The sequence below is a fragment of the Roseburia sp. AF15-21 genome, from assembly GCF_003479505.1.
In the GTDB taxonomy this organism is placed as follows: Bacteria; Bacillota; Clostridia; order Lachnospirales; family Lachnospiraceae; genus Roseburia_C; species Roseburia_C amylophila.
The window spans coordinates 21,263-46,918 of sequence record NZ_QUHG01000001.1 but is presented as its reverse complement, the minus strand read 5'-3'; the positions used below and the strand labels follow the sequence as shown (position 1 = coordinate 46,918).

General features: G+C 41.3%; 22 protein-coding genes. 2 read left to right on the top strand and 20 right to left on the bottom strand.

Features of this window, described 5'->3' with window-relative positions:
* Nucleotides 1-28 precede the first annotated feature (28 nt).
* Nucleotides 29-259: an HPr family phosphocarrier protein gene (locus tag DWW33_RS00185; protein ID WP_022243076.1), complete on the top strand. Its 231-nt coding sequence runs from the start codon at nucleotides 29-31 to the stop codon at nucleotides 257-259.
* A gap of 182 nt (nucleotides 260-441) precedes the next feature.
* Here the strand turns inward: DWW33_RS00185 and thiI are convergent, their stop codons facing one another.
* The 15 genes from thiI to gpr form a co-directional block, all read right to left on the bottom strand.
* Nucleotides 442-1,629, bottom strand: coding sequence for a tRNA uracil 4-sulfurtransferase ThiI (thiI, locus tag DWW33_RS00180; protein WP_118638630.1), 1,188 nt, complete (start codon nucleotides 1,627-1,629; stop codon nucleotides 442-444).
* 17 nt (nucleotides 1,630-1,646) lie between these two features.
* On the bottom strand, nucleotides 1,647-2,813 hold the full coding sequence (locus tag DWW33_RS00175; protein ID WP_118638629.1) for a cysteine desulfurase family protein: 1,167 nt from the start codon (nucleotides 2,811-2,813) through the stop codon (nucleotides 1,647-1,649).
* Between the two features lie 30 nt (nucleotides 2,814-2,843).
* Nucleotides 2,844-3,584, bottom strand: coding sequence for a 16S rRNA (uracil(1498)-N(3))-methyltransferase (locus tag DWW33_RS00170; RefSeq protein ID WP_022243079.1), 741 nt, complete (start codon nucleotides 3,582-3,584; stop codon nucleotides 2,844-2,846).
* Nucleotides 3,585-3,589: 5 nt separating this feature from the next.
* A complete protein-coding gene (gene prmA / locus DWW33_RS00165; RefSeq protein ID WP_117840942.1) occupies nucleotides 3,590-4,546 on the bottom strand; it encodes a 50S ribosomal protein L11 methyltransferase in 957 nt (318 codons plus the stop codon).
* Between the two features lie 240 nt (nucleotides 4,547-4,786).
* Entirely contained in the window at nucleotides 4,787-5,317 is a 531-nt protein-coding gene (locus tag DWW33_RS00160; RefSeq protein ID WP_242986051.1) for a molecular chaperone DnaJ, read from the bottom strand.
* A gap of 284 nt (nucleotides 5,318-5,601) precedes the next feature.
* A complete protein-coding gene (dnaJ, locus tag DWW33_RS00155) occupies nucleotides 5,602-6,777 on the bottom strand; it encodes a molecular chaperone DnaJ (protein ID WP_022243082.1) in 1,176 nt (391 codons plus the stop codon).
* Between the two features lie 77 nt (nucleotides 6,778-6,854).
* Entirely contained in the window at nucleotides 6,855-8,735 is a 1,881-nt protein-coding gene (gene dnaK / locus DWW33_RS00150; protein ID WP_118638628.1) for a molecular chaperone DnaK, read from the bottom strand.
* An 18-nt stretch (nucleotides 8,736-8,753) separates the two neighbouring features.
* Entirely contained in the window at nucleotides 8,754-9,407 is a 654-nt protein-coding gene (gene grpE, locus DWW33_RS00145; RefSeq protein ID WP_022243084.1) for a nucleotide exchange factor GrpE, read from the bottom strand.
* A 20-nt stretch (nucleotides 9,408-9,427) separates the two neighbouring features.
* The gene (gene hrcA, locus DWW33_RS00140) at nucleotides 9,428-10,471 is read right to left on the bottom strand and encodes a heat-inducible transcriptional repressor HrcA (protein ID WP_022243085.1); all 1,044 of its coding nucleotides are present in this window, start codon (nucleotides 10,469-10,471) and stop codon (nucleotides 9,428-9,430) included.
* A gap of 206 nt (nucleotides 10,472-10,677) precedes the next feature.
* Complete coding sequence (gene hemW / locus DWW33_RS00135; protein WP_118638627.1) at nucleotides 10,678-11,865, bottom strand: radical SAM family heme chaperone HemW; 1,188 nt, start codon at nucleotides 11,863-11,865, stop codon at nucleotides 10,678-10,680.
* 17 nt (nucleotides 11,866-11,882) lie between these two features.
* Nucleotides 11,883-13,694 carry a translation elongation factor 4 gene (gene lepA / locus DWW33_RS00130; RefSeq protein ID WP_022243087.1) on the bottom strand — a complete coding sequence of 604 codons (1,812 nt, stop codon included), beginning with the start codon at nucleotides 13,692-13,694 and terminating at the stop codon, nucleotides 11,883-11,885.
* Between the two features lie 4 nt (nucleotides 13,695-13,698).
* Nucleotides 13,699-14,586, bottom strand: coding sequence for a GDSL-type esterase/lipase family protein (locus DWW33_RS00125; RefSeq protein ID WP_118638626.1), 888 nt, complete (start codon nucleotides 14,584-14,586; stop codon nucleotides 13,699-13,701).
* Nucleotides 14,587-14,598: 12 nt separating this feature from the next.
* Complete coding sequence (locus DWW33_RS00120) at nucleotides 14,599-15,933, bottom strand: MBOAT family O-acyltransferase (protein WP_118638625.1); 1,335 nt, start codon at nucleotides 15,931-15,933, stop codon at nucleotides 14,599-14,601.
* Nucleotides 15,934-16,049: 116 nt separating this feature from the next.
* On the bottom strand, nucleotides 16,050-17,363 hold the full coding sequence (locus DWW33_RS00115) for a stage II sporulation protein P (RefSeq protein WP_243088470.1): 1,314 nt from the start codon (nucleotides 17,361-17,363) through the stop codon (nucleotides 16,050-16,052).
* A gap of 60 nt (nucleotides 17,364-17,423) precedes the next feature.
* On the bottom strand, nucleotides 17,424-18,371 hold the full coding sequence (gene gpr, locus DWW33_RS00110) for a GPR endopeptidase (protein WP_118638624.1): 948 nt from the start codon (nucleotides 18,369-18,371) through the stop codon (nucleotides 17,424-17,426).
* Between the two features lie 192 nt (nucleotides 18,372-18,563).
* Between gpr and rpsT the strand changes: the two genes are divergently transcribed.
* Complete coding sequence (gene rpsT, locus DWW33_RS00105; RefSeq protein WP_022243092.1) at nucleotides 18,564-18,827, top strand: 30S ribosomal protein S20; 264 nt, start codon at nucleotides 18,564-18,566, stop codon at nucleotides 18,825-18,827.
* Nucleotides 18,828-18,900: 73 nt separating this feature from the next.
* On the opposite strand, the gene holA is transcribed toward rpsT, so the two are convergent.
* The 5 genes from holA to DWW33_RS00080 form a co-directional block, all read right to left on the bottom strand.
* Nucleotides 18,901-19,878, bottom strand: coding sequence for a DNA polymerase III subunit delta (gene holA / locus DWW33_RS00100; RefSeq protein ID WP_118172672.1), 978 nt, complete (start codon nucleotides 19,876-19,878; stop codon nucleotides 18,901-18,903).
* Between the two features lie 43 nt (nucleotides 19,879-19,921).
* Complete coding sequence (locus DWW33_RS00095; RefSeq protein ID WP_256385575.1) at nucleotides 19,922-22,390, bottom strand: DNA internalization-related competence protein ComEC/Rec2; 2,469 nt, start codon at nucleotides 22,388-22,390, stop codon at nucleotides 19,922-19,924.
* Between the two features lie 118 nt (nucleotides 22,391-22,508).
* Nucleotides 22,509-23,471 carry a GerMN domain-containing protein gene (locus DWW33_RS00090; RefSeq protein ID WP_118638622.1) on the bottom strand — a complete coding sequence of 321 codons (963 nt, stop codon included), beginning with the start codon at nucleotides 23,469-23,471 and terminating at the stop codon, nucleotides 22,509-22,511.
* A gap of 10 nt (nucleotides 23,472-23,481) precedes the next feature.
* Entirely contained in the window at nucleotides 23,482-24,930 is a 1,449-nt protein-coding gene (locus DWW33_RS00085) for a sensor histidine kinase (protein WP_022243096.1), read from the bottom strand.
* A 32-nt stretch (nucleotides 24,931-24,962) separates the two neighbouring features.
* The gene (locus tag DWW33_RS00080) at nucleotides 24,963-25,652 is read right to left on the bottom strand and encodes a response regulator transcription factor (RefSeq protein ID WP_022243097.1); all 690 of its coding nucleotides are present in this window, start codon (nucleotides 25,650-25,652) and stop codon (nucleotides 24,963-24,965) included.
* Between the last annotated feature and the right edge of the window lie 4 nt (nucleotides 25,653-25,656).

Genomic DNA, 25,656 nt, shown 5'->3' with positions numbered 1-25,656 from the left:
TATTTATAGCAACCAAGGAGGTCTTACTATGAAAACAGTTCAAATTTCATTAAACTCAATCGATAAGGTGAAATCCTTCGTAAACGCAATCACACAGTTCGAATTTGATTTCGACTTAATCTCTGGAAGATACGTTATCGATGCTAAATCTATCATGGGTATCTTCAGCTTAGATTTATCCAAACCAATCGACTTAGCAATTCATGCAGAGTCTAATCTGGATGAGATTATGGAAGCATTAAAACCTTATCTTGTATAATTGAATTGATGTAAATGAATTGGGGGGATTGCGAAAGCAATCCCTTTTTTTATTTGTGCAGGAACCCGCTACGCTGTGCGGGTCCCTTATTTAATTCCGTTTCTATATATTGCTCTGCTTTTATATATTATCTGTTTCTACGTAATATTCTGCTTCTAAACAGCATTCTATTTCTATTCACACTACTCTGCTTCTACGTGAATCACTTCTACCGTATCAATTGCAGTCTGCATCAGTTCATCAATCTTCTCTTCTAACTTTGTTTCAGATTTCTTGATGTATTCAATGTTCGGTTTGGTAACCGGATGCTTTGCCACAAAAATGGTACAGCAGTCTTCAAACGGCTGGATAGATGTCTCATAGGTATCAATTTTTTCTGACACTTCTACGATTTCCTGCTTGTCAAATCCAATCAATGGGCGATATACCGGCATGGTACATACTTCGTTGGTTGCCGCTAATGACTGCATGGTCTGGCTTGCAACCTGTCCGATACTCTCTCCGGTAATCAGTCCTAAACAGCGGTTTTCTTTAGCAAAATGCTCTGCCAGTTTCATCATATAGCGGCGCATGATAATGGTAAGCTCCTCATGTGGACATTTCTCATAAATATAAAGCTGGATATCGGTAAAATTCACTACATGAAGATTGATAGGTCCGCTGTATCTTGCTACCAGTTTTGCCAGATCCACTACCTTCTGTTTTGCACGTTCTGAAGTATATGGCGGTGCATGAAAATAAGTTGCGTCCAACGCTACTCCACGTTTTGCAATCATATAACCTGCTACCGGACTGTCGATTCCGCCGGATAATAATAACATGGCTTTTCCGTTAGAACCTACCGGCATTCCACCCGGTCCCGGAATTTCCTTGGAATAAATATTGATAAGGCTTCTGATTTCAATGCAGACCATAACCTCCGGGTTATGCACATCTACCTTGCTCTCCGGGAACGCATCTAAGATTTTTCCACCCAGTTCAGCATTGATTTCCATGGAATCAAGAGGATAATTCTTTCTTGCTCTCCTTGCATTTACTTTAAAGGTAAAGTTCTTTTCCGGATATTCTTTACCTAGATAATCTACCACTGTCTCCGCTAATTTATCGAAGCCTTCATCCTCTACCTGAAGTAATGGACAGAATCCTACAATACCAAATACACGGCTTAATGCTTCTACGGTCTCGTCATAATCATAGTCATCGGATACTACATTGATATAGATTCTTCCCTGCTTTTTGGTTACTTCAAACTCGCCCTCTGCTGTCTTTAACGCATGGCGGATCTGCTCCATTAACATATTTTCAAAAATGTAGCGGTTCTTTCCCTTTACTCCGATTTCTCCATATTTTACCAGAAATGATTTATACATATGATTTCCTTTCTCTTTTAATGTCTTGTATATTTCTTCAATACCGGAAGCAGCTCTCCCAGTACTTCTAATGCGTAATCAATCTCTTCTTCCGTTGTATGCACACTGAAGGAAAAACGCAGTGTGGAATCCAGAAGGTTTTCCTTTAAATGAATGTTTCTAAGGGTCTTGCTTCCCTTCTGTTTGCCTGCATGATTATTGGAAGAACAGGCAGAACCGGAAGATACATAAATCCCCCTGTCTTCCAGTGAATGTAATAATACTTCACTTCGGATTCCTTCAAAGCTGACGCTGACGATATGTGGTGCAGAATCCTCTCCGGTCTTTCCATTTACATGGGTTCCTTCCAGCTTTTCGATTCCGTCGATAAAACGCTGCTTTAATTCGTAAAGATGCGCTCTCTTTTCATCGAGATTCTCATAGATTTCTTCTGCTGCTTCTCCAAGACCTGCAATTGCCGGTACATTTTCCGTTCCGGAACGCATTCCCTTCTGCTGCCCACCGCCTAATATCAGCGGCTTTAATTTCGTCTTTTCCTTCACCCAGAGGAATCCGCTTCCCTTTGGACCGTGAATCTTATGTCCGCTGACGGAAAGCATGTCTATGCCAAGCTTCTTTGGATAGATATACATTTTTCCATAAGACTGGATTGCATCTACATGAATCAGTGTATCCGGATTCTTTTTCTTAATAAGCTCTGCAGCTTCTGCAACCGGCTCAATGGCTCCGATTTCATTATTTACCTGCATCATGGAAACAAGAATGGTCTGTTCCGTCACTGCTTCTTCTAACTCTTCCAGTGAAATAATTCCATTCTCATCCACAGAAAGATAAGTAATGTCAAAGCCCTGCTCCTTTAAGAATTCCATTGGATTCTCTACGGATGCATGTTCAATGGATGTGGTTATAATATGATTTCCCGCTCTGCGGTTTGCCATTGCAGCACCGATAATCGCAAGGTTATTTGACTCCGTTCCACCGGATGTAAAGATAATTTCTTTTTCTAATACTCTTAATGTTTTTGCTATTTTCTTCTTTGCAGTCTCAACAAATCGTTCTGCCTCAATTCCTTTCATATGAAGGGAAGATGGATTGCCATAATCCTTCGTCAGAAGGTCTACCATTAACTGACACGCCCGGTCACTGCAGCGGGTGGTCGCAGAATTATCCAGATATGCTTCCATACTTTTCTACACTTTCTTACTGTTTTTTCGTTATATACGGCTCTCTAATTGCAGCATCAACATGGACATCATGCAGATACCTGCTGTATCTGTCCGAAGTATTCTTCTTCCTAAGGAAATGGACTGCATGGTCTCTCTTGCTTTTGCAATCTCTTCCTCTGCAAATCCGCCTTCCGGTCCTATCATAATGCTGATACTCTTCCCCGGTTCGATTTGCTCTAATACTGTCCTGGTTCCTTCCATGCCATTTTCATTTTCATAAGGCACTAAGCGGATATCACAGTTTTCTGCCAGCTTTAAGGCTTCCTTGAAAGATACTACTTCATGAATCTTTGGAATGATACTGCGCTTTGACTGTTTTGCTGCAGTCTCTGCCTGCGCCTGCCATTTTTGTACCCGTTGTGCTGCCTTTTTTCCTTCCAGTTTTACCACACAGTATTTCATGGCTACCGGAATGATTTCATAGACACCAAGTTCTACTGCCTTTTCAATCACCGTTTCCATCCGATCTCCCTTCGGCAGTGCCTGAAATAAATAGATTTTAGACGGAAGCTCGGTTCCTTCTTCGTCCACAGATACTATGTCTGCCTGCACGAAATTTTCTCCGGTTTCTGCAATCTTACAAAAATAATTGCCACCTTCCCGGTCACTGATGCGAATCGTCTCTCCGATTTTCATACGCAGTACATTCCGGATATGATTTACATCGCTTCCGGTTATGGTAACATATTCTTTGCCCACCTGGCTTTTTTCAACAAAAAACTGATGCATCTATTTTACCTCTGATTTTTCCGTGCAGTTACATTGACCCATTCGCCCTGATGGTTGACTTCTAAGATTTCAAAGCCTGCCTGCTCTAAAGCTTCTTTTACTTCGTTTTCTTTAAAATCAATAATTCCGGAAGTAATAAGCACTCCCTGCTCTTTCGCACACTGATAAAGTGCCGGTGCCATCGGAATAATAATATCCGCTAAAATATTCGCTACGACCAGATCATAACCTGTGCCAATCTTTTCCTGAAATGCTTTATCGTCAATCAGGTTTCCAACATAAAATTCACCTGAATTTTCTGCCAGATGATTGACTGTCATATTTTCATGAGTTGATGTGATACAATCTCCATCCACATCCGTACCCACTACGCTGCCTGCACCAAGCTTTAATGCTGCAATGGATAAGATTCCGCTGCCGCATCCTACATCCAGAACACGCTCGCCCTCTTTTAAATATTTACGAATCTGGCGGATACAAAGCTGTGTTGTCTCATGCTTTCCAGTTCCAAAGGAAATACCCGGGTCAATCTCGATTAAGAATTTATTTTTATCCTCTTCCTTTAATGGTTCCCAGGTTGGTTTGATTAAAATATCATCGATATAAAAAGACTGAAAAAACTGTTTCCAGTTATTAATCCAGTCAATATCCTCGGTCTGGCTGGAGGTAATATCTCCGCTTCCGATTTCTACCATGCTTCTTAACTGCTCTAAACCAATGCGGACTGCCTTTAAAGTCTCGGTATGGTCTTCGCCTGCCTCTAAATAAAAGCTGACTTTGCTTTTTCCTTCGTCTGGTGGAAGCTCCGGCGGAAAATCAATAAACATTTCTCCTGTTTCTTCTTTCGTCAATGGTACATTATCTTCGATTTCAATTCCTTCAATGCCATTTTCTGATAACATCATGCTGATAAAATCCTCAGCTTCTGTTGTTGTATCTATTGTATATTTATCCCATTTCATAGTTTCTGCTCCTGTTCTTATCTTAACCTTCTATTATAAAAAGCAAACATTTTAATCTTAACATAGCTTTTTATTTTTCGCAACTGTAAGGGAATCAACGGCAACCAGCAGACAGCTTCTTTAGATACATAGCGACGCCTATGCATGTCTGGTAACACAAAAACAGCGGAACATATTTCTTCTGCCCGCTGATTTTCCTGTTTATTGCTATGTCATTGCTGTGCTATTATTGCAATCTTATTACTGATATTTTACTTCCAGTTTCTGCATCAGCACCTGATATTCCCGGTTAATTTCCTGAATGGTACCGGTGTCTCCATTGAGATTATCCGGATGATATATTTTAATCAAATCCTTATAACGCTTCCGCAATGATTTTTCATTGCCCACGCCCATAAAGAACATTTCTCCCTTCACCACATTGGATGATTGGTTTCTATTCTCCTGTTCAAATTCATGTACTCTGCTGTAAAAGTCTCTCTGACGCTCCATTTTCTGCTTTTCGGCAGCAAGTTTCTGAAGTTCACTTTCTAATATTTTCCACTTCATGTCAAAAAGATGCTGTTCCCGCTTCATCCGCTCCTGTTCAAGATTCTTCTCCATCTCGAATTTCCGCTTCTGACGTTCTAACTCCCTCTGATGGTGTTCCATCTCGCGTTTGGAATTTTCCAGTTCTCTCCTTGTATGTTCCAGTTCCACAGTCTGCTGAAAACACCATTTATCAAACTGTGCTGCATCCTTCTTAATCACAGCGCTGTTATGCTGCTTCATAAATCTCTCTCCTTGTCTCATAAACGGTTGCCTAAATCAACATATGGTTACAAAAAACTTATGAATCAGAAACAGTATACAATATGTTGTCACAAAATGCAACAACGAGAAACTCACTTTTGCAGTTTTCCCGAGTTATCACAATACTCAACTACGAGAAACACGCTTTGCGAGTTTCTCGAGTTATCGCGGTGCTCGCCAAATCTGCATGCAAGCATGCGATTTTTCTCGCTACTCGCGTAAAAAAAGCTGCCTCCATTTTTCAGGAAACAGCTTTATCATTTTTATAAATCATCGAAGGACTCTTTAATTTTTCCCATAAATCCCTTTTTCTTTTTCGTGCCTGCCGCACCATTCTGTGTCTTTAATGAATTACCGGTCTCTGCATCAAACTGGCGCAGCGCCTCTTTTGCAGCTTCATTTAATCCGGTCGGGACCTGAACCACAAGTGTAACATACTGGTCACCACGGACTGCCTTGTTACGCAGGGATGGGATTCCTTTTCCTTTCAGACGGATTCTGGTGTCGGTCTGTGTACCAGGTTTTACTTCGTAGACCACATCGCCGTCGATGGTTGTAATTCTTACTTCTCCGCCCAATGCTGCCTGTGCAAAACTGATTGGTGCTGTTGAATATACATCCATGCCCTGTCTCTGAAGGATTGGATGGCGGGATACTACTACTTCTACCAGAAGATCTCCTCTTGGTCCGCCATTTACCCCCGGCTCACCTTTTTCACGGATTCTTACACTCTGACCGTTATCAATTCCGGCAGGAATGCTGACCTTAATCTTCTTCTTGCTGGCAATGTAGCCGGTTCCACGACAGTCCGGACATTTGTCACGAACAATTTTACCGCTTCCGTTACATTCCGGACAGGTCTGTACATTCTGTACCATACCAAATAAGGACTGCTGGGTATATACCACTTTTCCTTTTCCCTGACATTTGCTACAGGTCTCCGGACTGGTTCCCGGCTTCGCTCCTGTACCATGACAGGTCTTACATTCATCCTTTAATACTAAATCAATTTCTTTCTCACAGCCAAATGCTGCCTCTTCAAATGTAATTCTGACACTGGCACGTACATTGGCTCCCTTCATCGGTCCGTTGCTGCTGCTGCGTCTTCCGCCGCCAAAGAAATCTCCGAAAATGTCTCCAAAGCTTCCAAAAATGTCTCCCATATCCATACCTGAGAAATCAAATCCGCCTGCTCCGCCGGCACCTCCATCAAAGGCTGCATGGCCAAACTGGTCATACTGTTTTCTCTTCTCCGGGTCGCTCAGTACTGCATATGCTTCAGATGCTTCCTTGAATTTCTTTTCTGCTTCTTTATCCCCCGGGTTCATATCCGGATGATATTTCTTGGCAAGGACACGATATGCTTTTTTTATTGCTGCGTCATCTGCGTTTTTATCAACGCCTAAGACCTCGTAATAGTCTCTTTTCTGTTCTGCCATAATCTATTCCCTCTTTACCGTTTGTAAGGGTTGACAGTAAAACTGCCAACCCTTTCTACTGCTTTTTATCTGTAGAATTATACTTCTTTGTAATCAGCATCTACCACATCATCATCTGCGGAACCTGCAGCTGCTCCACCGGCTGCACCTGCTCCCATATCAGGGCCTGCACCAGCGGCTCCCTGAGCTGCCTGAGCATTCTCATACATCTTAGCAAATACTTTCTGTGCACTTTCCATCAGTTTCTCTTTTGCTGCTTTCATCTCAGCAACCTGATCCTCTGTCATGTTTTCAGCCTGTGGATTTGCATCTACTAAAGCTTTCAGTGCATTTAAGTCAGCCTCTACTGCAGATTTATCTGCCGCATCAAGGTTATTTCCAACCTGGTCTAATGCCTGCTGTGTCTGGAATACGAAAGCATCTGCATCATTTCTGGTGTCAATTGCTTCTTTTCTCTTCTTGTCCTGTGCTTCAAATTCAGCTGCTTCTTTTACTGCTTTATCGATATCTGCATCAGACATGTTAGATCCGGCAGTAATTGTAATATGCTGTTCTTTTCCGGTTCCTAAGTCTTTTGCAGATACATTTACAATACCGTTTGCATCGATATCGAAAGTAACTTCAATCTGAGGAACTCCACGACGTGCTGGTGGGATACCATCCAGACGGAACTGTCCAAGAGATTTGTTATCTCTCGCGAACTGACGCTCACCCTGCACTACGTTGATATCTACTGCTGTCTGATTATCTGCTGCTGTTGAGAAAATCTGGCTCTTTCTTGTAGGAATTGTTGTATTTCTCTCAATCAGTCTTGTTGCAACTCCACCCATGGTCTCGATAGACAGTGACAATGGAGTAACATCCAGAAGAAGGATATCACCTGCGCCGGCATCTCCTGCTAATTTACCACCCTGGATACAAGCACCAAGTGCTACACACTCATCCGGGTTTAAGGATTTACTTGGCTCTTTGCCTGTTAACTGTCTTACTTTATCCTGAACAGCCGGGATACGTGTAGAACCACCAACCAATAATACCTGGCCTAAGTCTGCATTGGTTACGCCTGCATCCTTCATAGCGTTCTGTACCGGGATTGCTGTTCTTTCTACTAAGTCATGTGTCAACTCATCGAATTTTGCTCTTGTCAAGTTCATATCAAAGTGCTTTGGTCCTTCTGCTGTTGCAGTAATGAATGGCAGGTTGATATTGGTTGTTGTTGCTGAAGACAACTCTTTCTTAGCTTTCTCTGCAGCTTCTTTTAATCTCTGAAGAGCCATCTTATCAGTAGATAAGTCAACGCCTTCTGCTTTCTTGAATTCGTCAATCATCCACTGTGTAATCTTGTTATCGAAATCATCTCCACCTAATCTGGTATCACCATTTGTAGATAATACTTCGATGACTCCGTCACCGATTTCGATGATAGATACATCAAATGTACCACCACCTAAGTCGTATACCATAATTTTCTGTTCTTTTTCGTTGTCCAGTCCATAAGCAAGTGCTGCTGCTGTCGGCTCGTTGATGATACGTTTTACATCAAGTCCTGCAATCTTACCTGCATCCTTGGTTGCCTGACGCTGTGCATCATTGAAGTATGCCGGTACAGTAATAACTGCTTCTGATACTTTTTCTCCTAAATATCCTTCTGCATCAGCTTTTAATTTCTGTAAAATCATTGCAGAAATCTGCTGCGGAGAATACTGTTTGTCATCAATGCTTACTTTGTAATCGGTTCCCATATGTCTCTTAATGGAAGAGATTGTTTTCTCTGCGTTGGTTACTGCCTGACGTTTTGCAGGTTCACCAATCAGACGCTCACCTGTTTTTGTAAATGCTACGATAGATGGTGTTGTTCTTGCACCTTCCTGGTTTGCTATAACGGTAGGTTTTCCACCTTCCATAACTGCCACACAACTGTTTGTTGTTCCTAAGTCAATACCAATAATTTTACTCATGTTCTTATCCTCCTATGCTTAATTCGCTACTTTTACCATGCTATGTCTGATTACATTTTCTTTGTACTTGTAACCTTTCTGTAACTCCTCGGCTACTACATTCTCACCGAGTTCTTCATCTTCCACATGCATTACTGCATTATGGAGATTCGGGTCAAACTCCTGACCGGCTGCTTCAATCGGTGTTACACCAACCTCTGTCAGCACTGTCATCATCTGCTTATAAATCTTATCCATACCTTCTACGAAGCCATTGTTTTTGTCTTCTTCCGGTACAGCTGCAAGCCCTCTTTCAAAATTGTCGATAACTGGAAGGATTTTCTCTAAGATTGCGCTGGCTCCCATGTCATACATCTGGCTCTTTTCCTTTTCCGTTCTCTTACGGAAGTTTTCAAATTCTGCCATCTGACGTTTCAGCCGGTCGGTTAAATCTTCAATCTGTTCGTCCTTCTTATCTTTCTTGTCTTTCTTTTTAAAGATACCTTTCTTTTTCTCCTCATCTTCTTTCTCTATTTCTTCCGGTTCAGATTCGGTATCTTCCGTTTTTTCTTCTGCCTCAACTTCTTTTTCTTCTGAGGCGGTATTCTGTGCTTCTTCCTGCTTTTTTGCATCCTCTGCTTCTAAGTCTTCTAATACTTCCTCAAGCACTTCTTCTTTCTTTTCTTCTGCCACTTCCTTACCACCTTTCTATGCTATTCTTTCTTCGGCTTATCAAATATGCCTTCTAGTTGTGATTTCAAATTTTTCAGATTATCCATGACGTTCTCATAATCCATACGCTTCGGTCCGATAATTCCTATCGTTCCCTTCACGCCTTTACCAAGTTCATAGGTAGCTGTTACCACACTGCAGTCCTTCATGGTCTGAATTGGAGATTCATCTCCTATATAAACCTGTATGCCGTTCTCCTCATTGCTGAGGTTATCCGTCACCAGACTTACTAACTGTTTCTTCTCTTCTAACGCATCTAAAAGCTCTCCTGCTTTCTGCGAATCCGATAACTCCGGATATTTTAAGATATTCGTTGCACCACTGGTATATATCTCCAAATCCTCATCTTCGCTGATTGCTTCTGCTACTGCATCCAATACATCACTGATGACTTTGGAATGGATACCGGCTTTCTCTTTCAACACTGCTATGGTGCCCAGATTAATCTGATCTAATGACAATCCATTTAAATGTGTATTCAAAAGCATGTTAAGTTTTAACATATGCTCATTATCTATCGGCTCTTCTATCGGAATCATCTTATTTTTCACAAGATTGCCTTCCAATACGACAACTGCCAGAATATGTTCATCATCCACATTGGATAACTGGATGAACTTCAGGCTGTTGTGGTGATACTGCGGTGCTGTTATCATGGTGGTGTAATTCGTGTTGTTTGCCAACAGCTTTGCCACCTGCTGCAATACCTGTTCCATCTTCTCCGTATGTTCAATTACGAACTCTTTCATATCGGATACTTCTTTGTCCTTCTCTGCAATCAGATTATCTACATAGAAGCGATATCCCTTATCGGATGGAATTCTTCCTGCCGATGTATGTGGCTGCAAAATATATCCCATCTCTTCCAAGTCCGACATCTCATTCCGGATTGTTGCGGAACTTAAGTTCAAATCCGTATACTTGGAAATGGTTCTTGAACCAACCGGCTCACCTGTTTCCAGATAGTTGCGAATGATTGCATTTAAGATTTTTGTTTTTCTTTCATCTAATTCGTTCTCGTTCATTCACGTTCTCCTGAAAATGAAACTTTTATAGGTATTTGAAAAAGCTTTTTATACTGCTTTTTCTTTGTTGTTAGCACTCAACTTGAAAGAGTGCTAATTTCTATGTACTTAAGATAGCACCATTCGTTTTTTTTGTCAACAGCATTTTATAATTTTATATTTTCTTTAGATTTGTTCTGATTCAATGCGGTTCAACACCGCACTACTTAATCCAGTAAAAACTGGGCGAGTACATAGTTGCTGATGTCCATGCCATGGTCGCTGAGCTTTATTACACCGGCTTTTTTCTCGATTAAGTCCTCTTCCTGAAGCTGGTTTAAGACTTCGCCATATACTGCTTCTATTTCCACGCCAAAAGTCTCTTTGAATTCTGTTCTTGTAACTCCCTTTAACATACGCAGGCCTAAAAACATGAATTCTTCCATCTGGGCATGGCGGCTGATTGCATCTGCACTCTCATGGAGATTCAATGCCGGTACTCCATCTATTTCCTTCGCCGAAATATTACCGCATGCTTTGATATACGCTTCAATCTCTCTTATATTACTGTAGCGTACTTCTCCAATCAGGGAAGCCGCCCCAAGTCCTACCCCAAGATACGGTACCCGCTTCCAGTATCCGATATTATGCCTTGCCTCTTTCCCCTGCTTAGCATAATTGGATACTTCATAATGCTCATAACCTGCCTCTGAAAGAATCTCCTGAGTCTTTTTATAAATTTCATACTCCGTCTCTTCAGATGGCAGATGCTCTGTCGGCTTTCCGGCTTCCCGGAGCACTGCCTCGAATTTGTATTTTTCATAAAATGGTGTTCCCTTTTCGATAATCAGGGAATAGGCTGAAATATGCTCCGGTTTTAATGCTATGACACGCTTTAAGCTGGTGACAAATTTCTCCGTACTCTGATAAGGCAGGGCACTCATCAAATCAACGTTGATATTTTCAAAGCCACATCTTCTGGCACATTCATAATTCTCCAAGAACTGCCGGTAAGTATGGATTCTTCCTAATATCTTTAATTCATCATCAAAGGCAGACTGTAACCCTATGCTGAGACGGTTAATGCCTGCTTCTTTATAGGTAAGAAGTTTTTCCTCATTTAAAGTTCCGGGATTACATTCTATGGTAATCTCTGCATCTGCTTCCACCTCAAAGCTTACCTGAATCTGTTTTAAAAGAAGTGCGATATATTCCGGTGCTAAAAGAGACGGTGTTCCGCCCCCTATATATATAGTAGAAAGAGCCGGACGTCCCATTGTCTGTCCGTAATATCTGATTTCATGCAAAAGAGCACCCACGTAGCGGTTTTGTAACCGCTCGTCCGCAGGTGCTGATAAGAAATCACAATATTCACATTTTCTTACACAAAAAGGAATATGCACATAAAGTTCCATCTATGTTCTCCTGTCATCTATTTCTCATCTAACTTCAGTACACTCATAAATGCTTCCTGTGGAATCTCTACATTTCCCACCTGACGCATACGTTTCTTACCTTCCTTCTGTTTCTCTAACAGTTTACGCTTACGACTGATGTCACCGCCGTAACATTTTGCCAGCACATCTTTTCGCATTGCTTTTACTGTCTCACGGGCAATTACCTTGCTTCCAACGGCTGCCTGAATCGGGATTTCAAATAAATGTCTCGGAATCTCTTCCTTTAACTTCTCACACATCTTTCTTCCACGCTCATAGGCGGTATCCTTAAATACAATAAAGGAAAGAGCATCCACTTCTTCTTTATTAATAAGAATATCCAGCTTCACAAGCTCTGACTGCTCATAACCCTTCATCTCATAATCAAAGGACGCATATCCTTTGGAACGTGATTTCAATGCATCAAAGAAATCATAAATAATTTCATTTAACGGAAGGTCATATTTAATAACTGCACGGGTCTGCTCAATATATTCCATACTCTTATAGATACCACGGCGTTCCTGGCACAAATCCATAATGGCACCTACATATTCGGATGTCACCATAATTTCTGCTGCAACCATCGGCTCTTCCATATATTCGATTTCGGATGGATCCGGAAGATTGGATGGGTTTGTCAATTCTATCATGGTACCATCAGTCTTATGTACCCGGTATACAACGCCTGGTGCTGTCGTCACTAAATCAAGATTAAATTCTCTCTCTAACCGCTCCTGAATTACCTCCAAGTGAAGCAGGCCTAAGAAACCACAGCGGAAACCAAAGCCCAATGCAATGGAAGTCTCCGGTTCAAACTGTAAGGCTGCATCATTTAACTGTAATTTTTCCAAAGCGTCACGAAGATCCGGATATTTGGCTCCATCTGTTGGATATAATCCACAGTATACCATCGGATTAACTTTCTTATATCCCGGCAATGGTGCATCACAAGGACGCTTTGCTTCTGTTATGGTATCACCCACACGGGTTTCTTTCACATTCTTAAGGCTGGCAGTAATATAACCTACCATTCCGGCTTCTAACTCATCACATGGAATGAACTGTCCGGCTCCGAAATATCCTACTTCTACTACATCTGCTTCTGCTCCGGTTGCCATCATGCGGATGGTTGTCCCCGGTTTTACGGAACCTTCCCGGATTCTGCAGAATACAATAACACCTTTATAAGCATCATACACAGAATCAAAAATCAACGCCTGAAGAGGCGCTTTGGCATCCCCTTTTGGTGCCGGTAATTTATGCACAATCTGCTCTAATACTTCTTCCACATTCAACCCTGTTTTGGCAGAAATCCGTGGTGCATCCTGTGCCTCAATTCCAATCACATCTTCAATTTCTTCTACTACTTCTTCCGGCCTTGCACTCGGCAGATCAATTTTATTAATGACTGGAATCACTTCCAGATCATGGTCTAATGCCAGATATACATTGGCAAGGGTCTGTGCCTCAATCCCCTGTGCCGCATCTACTACCAGCACTGCACCGTCACAGGCAGCAAGACTTCTTGATACTTCATAGGTAAAGTCCACATGTCCAGGTGTATCAATCAGATTGAAAATATATTCTTCTCCATCTTTGGCATGATATATAATACGGACTGCCTGGGACTTAATGGTAATTCCACGTTCCCGCTCCAAATCCATATTATCTAAAACCTGCGCCTGCATTTCGCGGCTGGTCAGAAGCCCTGTCATTTCGATAATACGGTCTGCAAGGGTTGATTTACCGTGGTCAATATGGGCAATGATACAAAAATTACGAATCTTACTCTGGTCGATTGACATATATTTACTCCTTCTTTATTCCATGTTTCAAAAGGAAATCCGTCCACAGGGAATAATATTTTCCCAGCAGGTGAATCTCATCATAAGTATATTCCGGATTCAGATTTCCTGTTTCGTCAGTCACTACTTCATTTACATCAATATAAAATATATCGTGATTATTTGCAAGCATTGCAATTCTGTCATTCCGTTCTTTGATTGCCGGATTGTTAAAAATCGGGTCAGTCTCTGACTTTTCCTGTTTTACATACATAATGCCCTGTAAGAAAATCAGTGCATCCGGCTGTAATTCCCGGATATGATTGACAGCTTCTTCATATTTTTTCATAAAGCTGTCTACTGTACCGGTTCCCATTTCGTTGATTCCAATCATCAGATAGACTTTACCAAACTGATGCTCGCTTAATGCTTCTTCAACGGTAATCTTCGCGCCGTTTTCCTCGACAATCGGCGTATCAAACATATCATAGACCGTAAGTCCGATACTGGCATAATAAGTTGCATTATCCCAGCCGCCATAATCCCTTAATCCAACGGTTCTGGAATCTCCGATAAATACCGCATCATCAAAATAATCCTGGGTTACATCGGTAAAAGTATAAGTCTTATCCTCTTCTGCCTCCGTATCTGCAACTGCTTCTGTTGCTTCTTCCGTTGCCGGCTCCTCTTTGTCAGCATATACGCCTTCCAAATCCTCCTCCGGTTCTGCCTTATCCCATGGCAGAATGCCCTCTTTGGATGCCTGCATCATGCCAGCCACCGCCGGAACCTTCGGCCAGTCCTTATTATATTCTTTATATGCGCCCTTTGTTCCGGCTAATGCGACACCGCTTACCAGCAGCATACTGATTGCCGTAACAATAAGAAGCGGACATTTCTTCCATTTCTTCATGACAGCCTCCCATTAAAAACTAAAATACATAAACGGATTGTTCAGTCCATTTGCAATCTGATAAATACAAATCCATAATACAACAAACAAAATTGCTTTCATCCACCACTTCTTCCAGCATTTTTTTAATATCTTATCCATAAAAGGAAGTGATACCACAAATGCCAATAGGAAAAACACTCCATAGGTTCTGCCGTATTTCAGATAATCGCCTGCATTGACTGCGATTCCGGTTCCAAAGAACGGGAACAGTCTTGCAAAATATACTTTCAAATCAGATAACTTCGTAATTGCAAACACGACCCAGGTCAGAGGGATTACAAACCAGATGTAAAGGTGTGCCAGCCATCCATGTTTCTCCAAAAAATTTCTGATTACAAATCGTTCCAACGCAATAAATACAAATAAAATCAAGCCCCATAATGGAAAATTAATGGTAGAACCATGCCACATTCCGGTTACAACCCAGACAATCAGCAGATTGAAAAATGTCCACGCATTTCCCTTCCGGTTGCCTCCCAACGGAATATATAAATAATCACGGAACCATCTTCCCAGTGTAATGTGCCACCGGCGGTAAAACTCAGACACTGTCCTGGAACGATACGGATGGTCAAAGTTCTTCGGCAAATCAAATCCAAGCATCTCTCCGATTCCGATTGCCATCAGGGAATATCCCTGGAAATCAAAGAATAACTGTGCAGAATAACCGAATGCTCCCATCCACGCTAACGGTGTGGAAATACTCTCAAAGCCAATGCCCTGAATATCACGCCAGAGAATTGCCAGATGATTTGCAATAATTACTTTATATCCCAATCCTATTATAAAAAGAGTCAGACCATGTTCGATTTTCTCCAGACGGATTGGATGTTTCTTTAACTGCCCTGCCATATCGGCAAACTGGGCAATCGGTCCGGATATCAGCTTTGGGAACAAAAGGATATAAGTTCCATACTCCAGATAATCCCTCAACGCTGCTGTTTTCTTCTTATAGACATCCAGCACATAGGAAAGCATGGTAAAAGTATAAAAGCTGATTCCAAGCGGAAGCGACAATCTTGTATACTTAAATATACACAATAATCCGATATTATAGCAAAGCAAAATCACAAGCATGGTATTTCTGCTGCTCTTCCTACTTATATGATCCATCAGTAATACCAGAATGTAGTTCAGGCTCATGGAAAACAGTAAAAGAAGTGCATCCTTCCAGCTTCCCATGGCATAAAATACCAGACTGCCAAAGAAAAGTACCGGATTTTTATACTTTACCGGTACCAGATAATATATAATAAGAAAAATCGGCAAAAACCGAAATAAAAATTCTAAGCTTGAAAATTCCATGCTAACTCCATATCTTTCGTTTTATTTTACGCATCTCTTTTATTATATAAGAAATGCAAGTGATTTCAATGTGTTTTTCCGAAAAAGTTATTACATTTTCATTACGAAATATTTTTCTAATTTTCTCCATGCAGCACTCTGTTCAAAAGGTCTGCCAGTGGAACCATGGCATTGCGTGCCTCCTCCTGCGTGTTGGTATAGGAACCCATTTCGATCAAAAGATATTTCTCTTTAAAATGCATATTATACCGGTATCCTTTTAAATAAATCGGGCGGGTAAGATTCGGATAATACTCTGCCGCTGCAATCTGCATCTGCAGGGAAAAAGCAAGATTCCCGGTAAGGTTTGGATTATTGAGATAAGAAATATCTCCTAACGCTTTTGTCCGGCTCAGTCCGTTAAAGAACATAATCGGTGCCATCTGCACCCCGTTTACCTCCCGCACCATATGCTTATCCACTGCATCACGATGTAAATCTATTACCACTTCTATGCTTGGATTCTCTGCTAACAGCTGCTCAATGGGCCCCTCCGCATTGGCATAGGCGTGATCTCTGTCTCCCACATCATACTGTCCCATATGATGCATGACCTGAAATCCATATTTTTCCTGTAACAGGCTGGTAAGATATTCCCCTGTTCCCATAACGCCCGTCATTACATCATTTGGGTCGGAATCTGCAAACATTTCCTGGGAATGGGTATGGTAAATCAGAATCTGCGGCTGGTCTGCCGGCGTTTTTATGGTTAAATCCATACTTAACAATTCTTCTGCATTTAACTGACTGCTATTGATGGTTGTTGTATTGTCCACCTGATAAAAATTCTGAATCAGATAATCAAAATCATTTAATTTTTCTCTTGGAATCTCCACCAACGGCTGAGAGCTGACTGCTGTATTATCCAGGGCTGCCGGCTGCTCTGCCGCTTCTGCTGCCGCATCTGCTCCTGCCTGCGCATTTTCCTGCTCCATTTCTGCCACTATGCAGTCCTGATTCTCTCTGCTGGCTGCCTCCGCCATCTGCTTAGCCTCTACTTCCGCTTCATCCTTTCCTTCCAGTGCAACAATCTCTTCTTCTGAAAGGCTGCTCTCAATTGTCGTATCATAAGTCCTTATGGTATCTGCATATCCGATAAGTGGTATCTGGTCTGTCACTTTTTCCAGCAAAAAATCACTCAGTGTCTGTTCCTGCCTGCCCTCTGCCATATAGGCAACAGTCGGAATATACTGTCTGGTCATGGACATGGATATCTCATTTTGTATATAAGAAAAAAAACGTTTTGCCAGTGTTTCCCTTCCGGTTCCCGCTTTCACCATAAGAAAAAATGCATACAACAGAAAAAGTGCAATAGCAGACTGCCTGTACCATTTTTTTCGTTTCCTGACCAGTTCCGTTTTTCCCTGATATCTTTGCCCATAGACTCTCATGCTGCCAGCACCTCCTGTTCTGCCATAGCAAACACTATATTCTATGCAGCTTCTGTCCCTTTAGAACCGGGAGAATGCCAGATTCAGTCCCTCTGATATGGTATAGCTCAGCCTTTTTACCGCTTCATCAATATCTTTCGGGGTTACAAACATTGCATTCAAATGTGGAGATAAAAGTTCTCTTGCCAGCTCATGCTTTTCAATTTCATCCAGACCTGCCAGCCCATTTCCCACGCTTTTTAGCTGCGCTGACTCCCGCATGGCTCCGATTAAGTCACTCATGGTATCCGAAACTATCGTTGCGGCATCTACTACGGTAGGAATTCCTATGGCAATTACCGGAATTCCCATGCTTTCTTTATTAATGGCGTGCCTGTGATTGCCCACACCGGAACCGGGATTGATTCCGGTATCCGTAATCTGGATGGTACGGTTCAGACGCTTCACGCTGCGGGCCGCCAGTGCATCCACCACAATTACAATATCCGGTTTCGTCTCTTCAATGACTCCCCGGACAATCTCTCCTGATTCCATGCCGGTCTGTGCCATTACGCCCGGCACAATTCCGCTTATCTGGCTCCTCACCTTATTTCCAAAGGCATATTGTCCATATTCCTTGATAATGTGCCTGGTAATCATCATATTATCTACTACATAAGGTCCTAATGCATCCGGTGTCACTTCCCGGTTACCAAGACCTACTACCAATATTTTGAGTTCATCTTTTTTCCCCGGCAGCATGGTTTCAATCACTTTTGCCAGCTGCCCGGACACTTCTCTGTGATAATCCTCATCTTCTTCCATCATGTCCGAAGCCTCAATGGTAATATAGGTTCCCTTCGGTTTTTTCATTGCCTTTGCTCCGTTTTCTGTGTCAATGAACACTCTTGTAATCATGATTTCCGGTGAAATTCTCTCCTCATCTACCCGTACTCCCTTTACTTCAATATGATCTTCATCAAATTTTTCTCTCGTCTCTAATGCGAGGTCTGTTCTTATCTGAAACATAGCTTCACTTCCTGTAAACAATTTTTCCAAATAAATTTTCTTTATTATTTTTTACATTTTTTCTCCAAATATGTATTGACAGATGCAAATATGTGGGATAAACTAACATGGTATGTTTACATTAGAACGTCCGTGTCCGGCTTTAATGAAACAACCAAAAACAATAAAACAATCATATTGGAGGTGTACAGGTTGGCTAACATTAAATCTGCTAAGAAAAGAATTCTTGTAAATCAGACCAAAGCTGATAGAAACAAAGCTATTAGATCAAAAGTTAAAACATCTATTAAGAAAGTAGACGCTGCAATCGCTGCAAACGATAAAGAGGCTGCTGCTGCTGCATTAGTTGCTGCAACATCTGAAATCAACAAAGCTGCTACTAAGGGTGTTTATCACAAGAACACTTCTTCCAGAAAGATTTCACGCTTAAACAAAGCTGTGAACAAAATGGCATAATTGCCGGAAGAGCATAGATTATAAACGATTATAAAAAAGAACGTTTCGTACCGTCATTCGAAACGTTCTTTTTTTATGCACTGTATTTTACAATCAGAAGCTCTACGGCTAACTGGTCTGCCATTCTTCCCGTCTTGACATCCTCTTCTGCCTGTCCGCAGTCTTCAATTGCTTCCTTTAACTGATTTATTTTAAAAGCTCCTGCCTGCCGAAGATTCTTCTGCACTGCAAAGCTTGGCATCCCTGCAGTCTTTGCAATACTGACAGCAGGATATCCTTTTGCTGACATACTTTTTATCAAAAGCAGATTCTGGAACTGTCTTGCAATCAGGAATAAAATCCGCATGGGTGCTTCCTTTAATGCCAGTAAATCGTAATATAAGTCCAAAGCCTTCTTCTGATTCCTGGCAGAGATGGCATCAATCATTTCAAAGATTTTATTTTCCGTCTGTCCGGTACAGATTGCCTCTACATCTGCCGCAGAAATCTCTGTCTTATCCAATGTATAACAGATAAGCTTTTCTAATTCCTTATCAATATTTTCCATATCGGAACCGGTCTTTGACAGGAAAAGCTGCATCACGGACTGGGTAATTTTCTTCCCTTCCCGCTGGATTCTGCCCAGTATCCAGCGAATCAGCATATCTTCCTTCGGGGTCTCAAATTCTACGGCACTTCCAGCCCTGGATGCTGCTTTAAATAATTTGGAACGCTTATCCACTTCTTCTTCCACAAAAACAAAGCAGGTGGATTCCGGCACCTGGCTCATATATTCTGCCAGATCATCACAGCTGTTTTTAAAGAAGCCACTGTTTTCCACCAGAATCATACGCTTTTCTTTAAAGAATGGCAGTGTCTCCGATAAATCAATCAGTTCCTTTGGATTAATATCCTTTCCCTCATATGCTGAAAAATTCATCGTATCATCCGGCTCTACCAGTGCATGTTTTAGCTTATCACGATACTGCCGTTTCAGATAGTCTTCCGTTCCATATAAAAGATATACGTTTTTTAATTGTCCCATTTTAATGTCATTATCTATTGTTTTCATAAAGGATATTATACTATATTTTTACTTCTTTATCAAAGCATACTTACCGAAAGCTTTGAATTGTGATCCTTCCCTTTTCCTCTTCCAGCGAAATCTGACCGCCTTCCATCGTATCAAAAATTTCTGCCGAAGCTTCTTTTAATCGATTTATGGTCTCCTGATGAGGGTGTCCATATCGGTTGTTTTCCCCACAGGAAATCAATGCCAGTTCCGGCGAAAGTGCTTTTAAAAATTTTTCTGTCGAGGAATACTTTGAGCCATGATGTCCTACTTTAAGAAAATCTACTTTCCACAACCGCTGCTTTTCTAAGAGCCAATTTTCTTCTGCTTCTCCGGCATCTCCGGTAAATATCCCGGAAATATATTTCGTCTGATAGAGCAATATCATGGATTTTCCATTCTCATCCTCTGCCTGATACTCTCCGTCCGGAAGGAGGCAGCTTATGGTATCCTCGCCACTTCTTATGCAATCTCCTTCTTTCATATATAAGATGGGAATGTTTCTCCGCTCTGCCAGTGCACATATGCTCTGATAATTCTTTACATCCGGCTGTTTTCCAGGCAATATAATATTTTCAACAGAATACTCCGTCTCAAGAACTTCTAACAATCCGTTCACATGGTCTTCGTCATAATGGCTTATAAACCAATAATCTATCTTCGTGATTCCATTGCTTTTTAGAAATGGCAAAATCCGATACGTTCCCACCTTAGACACATCAGTGCTTCCGCCATCCAGAAAAAGATTGGTATCTTCCCCCAGTCGTACATAGATGCCATCTCCCTGCCCCACATCAAGAACTGCCATAAGATGATTACTCTTTACCGGACGAAGAACCAGAAGTAACACCACGCTTCCAATCAAAACAATCGTAAACTTTCTAAGGAGTATATTTGTATTTGTATTTCTATTCCCATCTCTGTTTCCTCTTTTCTTTGTCCGGTTTTTTATCAGCAAGCAGATGGCTGCAAGCATCAGATAATAGAATATGATGCGCTGTATCGGCCACTGTCCTACTATCTTCGTAGCTCCCGGGAGCCGGCTGCACCAGCTGACTCCAACATAAATTCCGTCCAGCAATAATTCCAACATCATGATTACCGGTCCCGCAAACAGCCTTCCTACAACAATTTTTTCCATACACATGAGCAATGTTGCAACTATCCCGTTTATTAAAACTGCGCTTAACAAAGAAACTATCAACAGATTCAGAATCAAAGCATAGACCGGCACTTCATAATAATAGTATGCCACCAGTGGAAGTGTTGTAAGTTGAACGGAAAGCGAAACTAAAAAGTTCTGCCGGATTTGCCGTTTCCATTTTTCCCGTATTTTATTTGCCGCCTTATCGCCTGTTTTCCGTTCCTGTGTTTGCTGTTTTTGCTCCCTCAGAAACAACTGTCCAATACATTTTGCCACTACTACCACACCAAGAATTGCAGCTACCGAAAACTGGAGTCCTGCATTTTCAACCAGATACGGGTTTTTCCATAAAAGCACCAGCACTGCCACAGAAAGAGCGGTTCTGCTATCATAGCTTCGCCCGGACAACTTGGCTGCCATAAGAAGTGCAAACATAATCCATGCCCGGATAGCAGATATTCCCATCCCGGTCATTTTCACATAACAGAACAAAAATACAACCGCTGCCGTACAGGCACAAAGAGAATTTCCTTTTTTTCTAAGAAGTCCATAACAGAACAGTCCAATGCAGGAAATATGCATTCCACTGATTACCAGCACATGGCTGGCTCCTGCCTGTTGAAAGACTGTTGAAACCTCCTTTTCCAAAAGTTCTTTATCTCCTAAAAGCATTGTTCCAAGAATCCCAGCATTTCTTTCTGATAAATTATTTATATAATCTTCTTTTAACTTTTCTTCTATCATAAATAATTTCTCTGCCAGTACATCTTCTCTTCCATATTCCCCACAAATCCTTTCGGCATCAAAATGATAATCCATATTCAGACTGTGATAATATTGAAATTCATCATAATTACCATCATTGGCAGCGCGATTCAGTTGTCGGATATTTCCTTCTAATACAATGGTTGTTCCAATACGACACGATTGGTCAGATGGTTCTTGCTTCAGTCGAACCAGGACAGAATTGGTTTTATAGGTTTTATCTCCAATCCGTAAGAAAACATGATTAAGATATAATCTTGTCTGATTGCTTTTTCGTTCTTTTTTCTCTATCTTCCCCTGTAAAATTGTCTTTTCATTTTCCGTCTGCCAGCCTCTGGAAGCATCTGTTTCTACAGAAAGGCTGGTCTCCTGCTCTTTTAAGATCGTCTCAATGGTATAGCTTTGCTGCTGCACATACCAGATTCTTGCAATTCCCAGCAGAAAAAATCCTATTCCAAGTACTGCTGTAAACCGGTATACCCTCCGTTTTCTTTGCCGCAGGGCATACAGCAGATACATCTGACACCCTGCTACAAAGCTGATAAGGATAACTTTTATGACCGTCGGAACAGACAGGCAGACAATAATACCACACAGGAACAATATCGTTCCATAGCATAAGGGGCGTTTTATAATTTCGATATAACCCCTCCTAAATATTTTTCTAAGATGTTTCTTCTTAATATGTTACTTATAAGATACTTCTTCTTAAGACCTTCTCCTAAGGTGTCTCTTCTGTTTGTGCTTCTGTAGATACCGTCTCGTTCTCATCTGCACTTACCACATAGTCAAGGTTCCGTTCATAAAGCTGGTCTAATGCAAAACTATCCCGGTAAACACCGCTGGTCTTTCCATTTACAGAAATCTGCACCTTACTGATGGTTGAAATCTCCGATAAAGAGTCTACAATAGAATAAATGACAATTGGCTCCTGTATTTCATAATTCTGATTCAGGAACGCCTCATCTAATGTAACATAGCAGGTTCCATTGGTTGTCGTAACATTGACAAGATTTGTTCCTTCCGGAAGTGGTGCTTTCAAATTCTTATCATCCGGTCCCTTTAAAAGATTCTCCATAATCAGTTTTTCCAAGGAAATGTTACTGCTATACTGTACTTCTTTTTCGCATTCTACCAGTCCGTTTCCATCAGCATTTGCATAATATAAATGTAATGTTGTTGTCTGAATGGAATTAATCTGTTTTCCCGGATTCTCAACAAAGCTTTCTTCTGTCATCAGTCCGATTACATTATCCCGGCTGTCTGCCAACGGTGCATCTCCCACATAAAAAGATACATATTTTACATCCGGAAGCTGTACCAGTGTCTTTACCACTGCTGCCCGGCACAACACCTCATCCGTAGACTGCATTTTGGAATAATTACCATTAAAGTAAAGGAACAGCTGATTGCTTTCCAGTGACCAGTCTGTAATTGTAACATCACCAGGAACCGGTTTCTGATACTCCACGCTATCCGTATTGGTGCACAACGCATCTAAAAGAGTGGCTATCATGTCCTCTGTCTTGCCCTCTTTTAAATCATATGGCTGCTCTACCACTTTTGTTTTTTCTTTATTCAGATAATAAATATGATACGCCGGGTCATCCGTCTCCTGTCTGCCACACCCTGTGAACAGCGATACCAGAAGGATAAAACCCAGCCATCCTGCAATTTTCTTCATGCCAGACCTCCTAGGCAATGTAATTCAGCGGAATCCGCACAGTAAAGAGCGTTCCCTCACCCTCTGTACTAAATACCTTAATTGCACCACGGTGCATTAATATTGCATTTCTTGTAATGGCAAGTCCAAGTCCGGTTCCACCTATTTCTCTGGAATGGGACTTGTCTACGCGGTAGAATCTTTCATAAATATGCTCTAAGGAATCCTCCGGAATACCGATGCCGGAATCCTCTACCTTAAGATAGAAATACTGATAATCTGCATTCAGGGACACATGTACCCAACCGTCTTCCTTATTGTATTTGATTGCATTTTCCACCAGATTGGTAATGGCAAGCGTCAGCTTTACCTCATCAATTTCCGCTGTAACAGGCCGGAAGCTTTCCAACACCAGATCTACATGCTGTTTTTCCGCAATCGGTTTTAATCTCTTTAAAATCAAATCCAGCATCTCATTGATGTTAACTGACGTGATATTCAAATCTGATGCAGACTTGTCCATCTTAACCAGCGAGAGCAAATCATTGATAATTTTATTTTCACGTTCAATTTCATTTCCAATGTCTAACATAAATTCACGATACAGTTCTACCGGAACATCTTCCTGTCCATTCAGTGAGTCTGCCAGTACCTTCATAGAAGTAAGCGGTGTTTTCAGCTCATGGGACACATTGGACACAAATTCCTGTCTGGAGTCATCCAGCATCTTCATTCTGCTATAAAGTTTATTAAATTTTTCCGAAATCTGAACTGTTTCAGAATAATCCTTAATCATCAGCTCCCCATCACTGGTTCCATATCCATTCTGAATCTCAGCAATAGAGGATGCCATATTCTTCAACGGGTTTGTCAGACGAACGGATAAAAATACGCTGACTGCAAACAGTAAAACTGCCCCGAAAATCTGAAGCACTAATGCAGCATTTCTCATATATTCCAGATTGGCAAGAATACTATCTGTCGAAACACTGATAAGAAGCACTCCGATAATACTCTTCTCCCCTGACTCTACGTTATCTGTAGTCAGCGGAATAGTCATTTCCACATAATGATTATCCACATCATAATTCATAGAATCCTCACCGCGGAATGACTTTATGACTTCTTCTGAAATAATTGTTTTATCGGTATCCAGATCATAAGTATCTTTTATAATATGAAAAGAAGAATCTATCAGAAGAATTCTTCCATCATAAATACGTGACATCTGCTGCAACTGTGAAGTGATGCTTTCCGACTCCGCTCCATTGATATAATCTGTGGATACCATCTGGTTTGCAAGAATCTTTGCCTGACCAATTACATCTACACTCCGGTTAGAAACCGCATGTTTCTCATACGCAGTTAAAATTCCGGTCCGGATTAAAATTCCGGTCAAAATACCAATCAGCATAAAAAGACAAATCAGCCGGAATTTCATGCTTTTCAAAAAATTACGAATACCTTTTTTTCTATTCATAAGTCTGTACCTTCATCCTCTGCTTATCGCTGTTATTTCTGATAGAAATAACCTACACCCCATTTCGTATGCACATATTTTGGCTCACTCGGATTCGGTTCAATCTTCTCACGCAGTCTACGCACATGAACATCCACCGTTCTGACATCGCCCGGATATTCATAACCCCATACCAGATTCAACAGATTCTCACGGCTGTATACCTTATTCGGATTCATAACAAGAAGTTCTAACAAGTCAAATTCCTTGGCTGTCAGATTAATCTCTCTTCCCTGGACAAACAGTCTGCGGCTCTCACAGTCTAATTTTAAATCGCCGCTCTCTATCACTTTGGAATTTTCTTCCTTCGGTTCACTGGCAGCAGTTCTTCGCATAATTGCTTTGATTCTGGCTTTCACCTCAAGAATATTAAACGGCTTGGTAATATAATCATCTGCACCATATTCCAGTCCTAAGATTTTATCCATATCATCGCCTTTTGCTGTCAGCATGACAATTGGCATATTAGAAAACTCCCGGATTGCCTGACACACTTCAAATCCATCCATCTTCGGAAGCATGATATCCAGTAAAATCATATCAAACTTATTCTCCTGTGCCAGATGCAGTGCCTCTTCACCATCATACGCACAGGTTACTTCCATTCCATCCTGTTCCAATGAAAAACGGATTCCTTTCACTATTAATTTTTCGTCGTCCACAACCAGAACTTTTTTTGCCATTTTA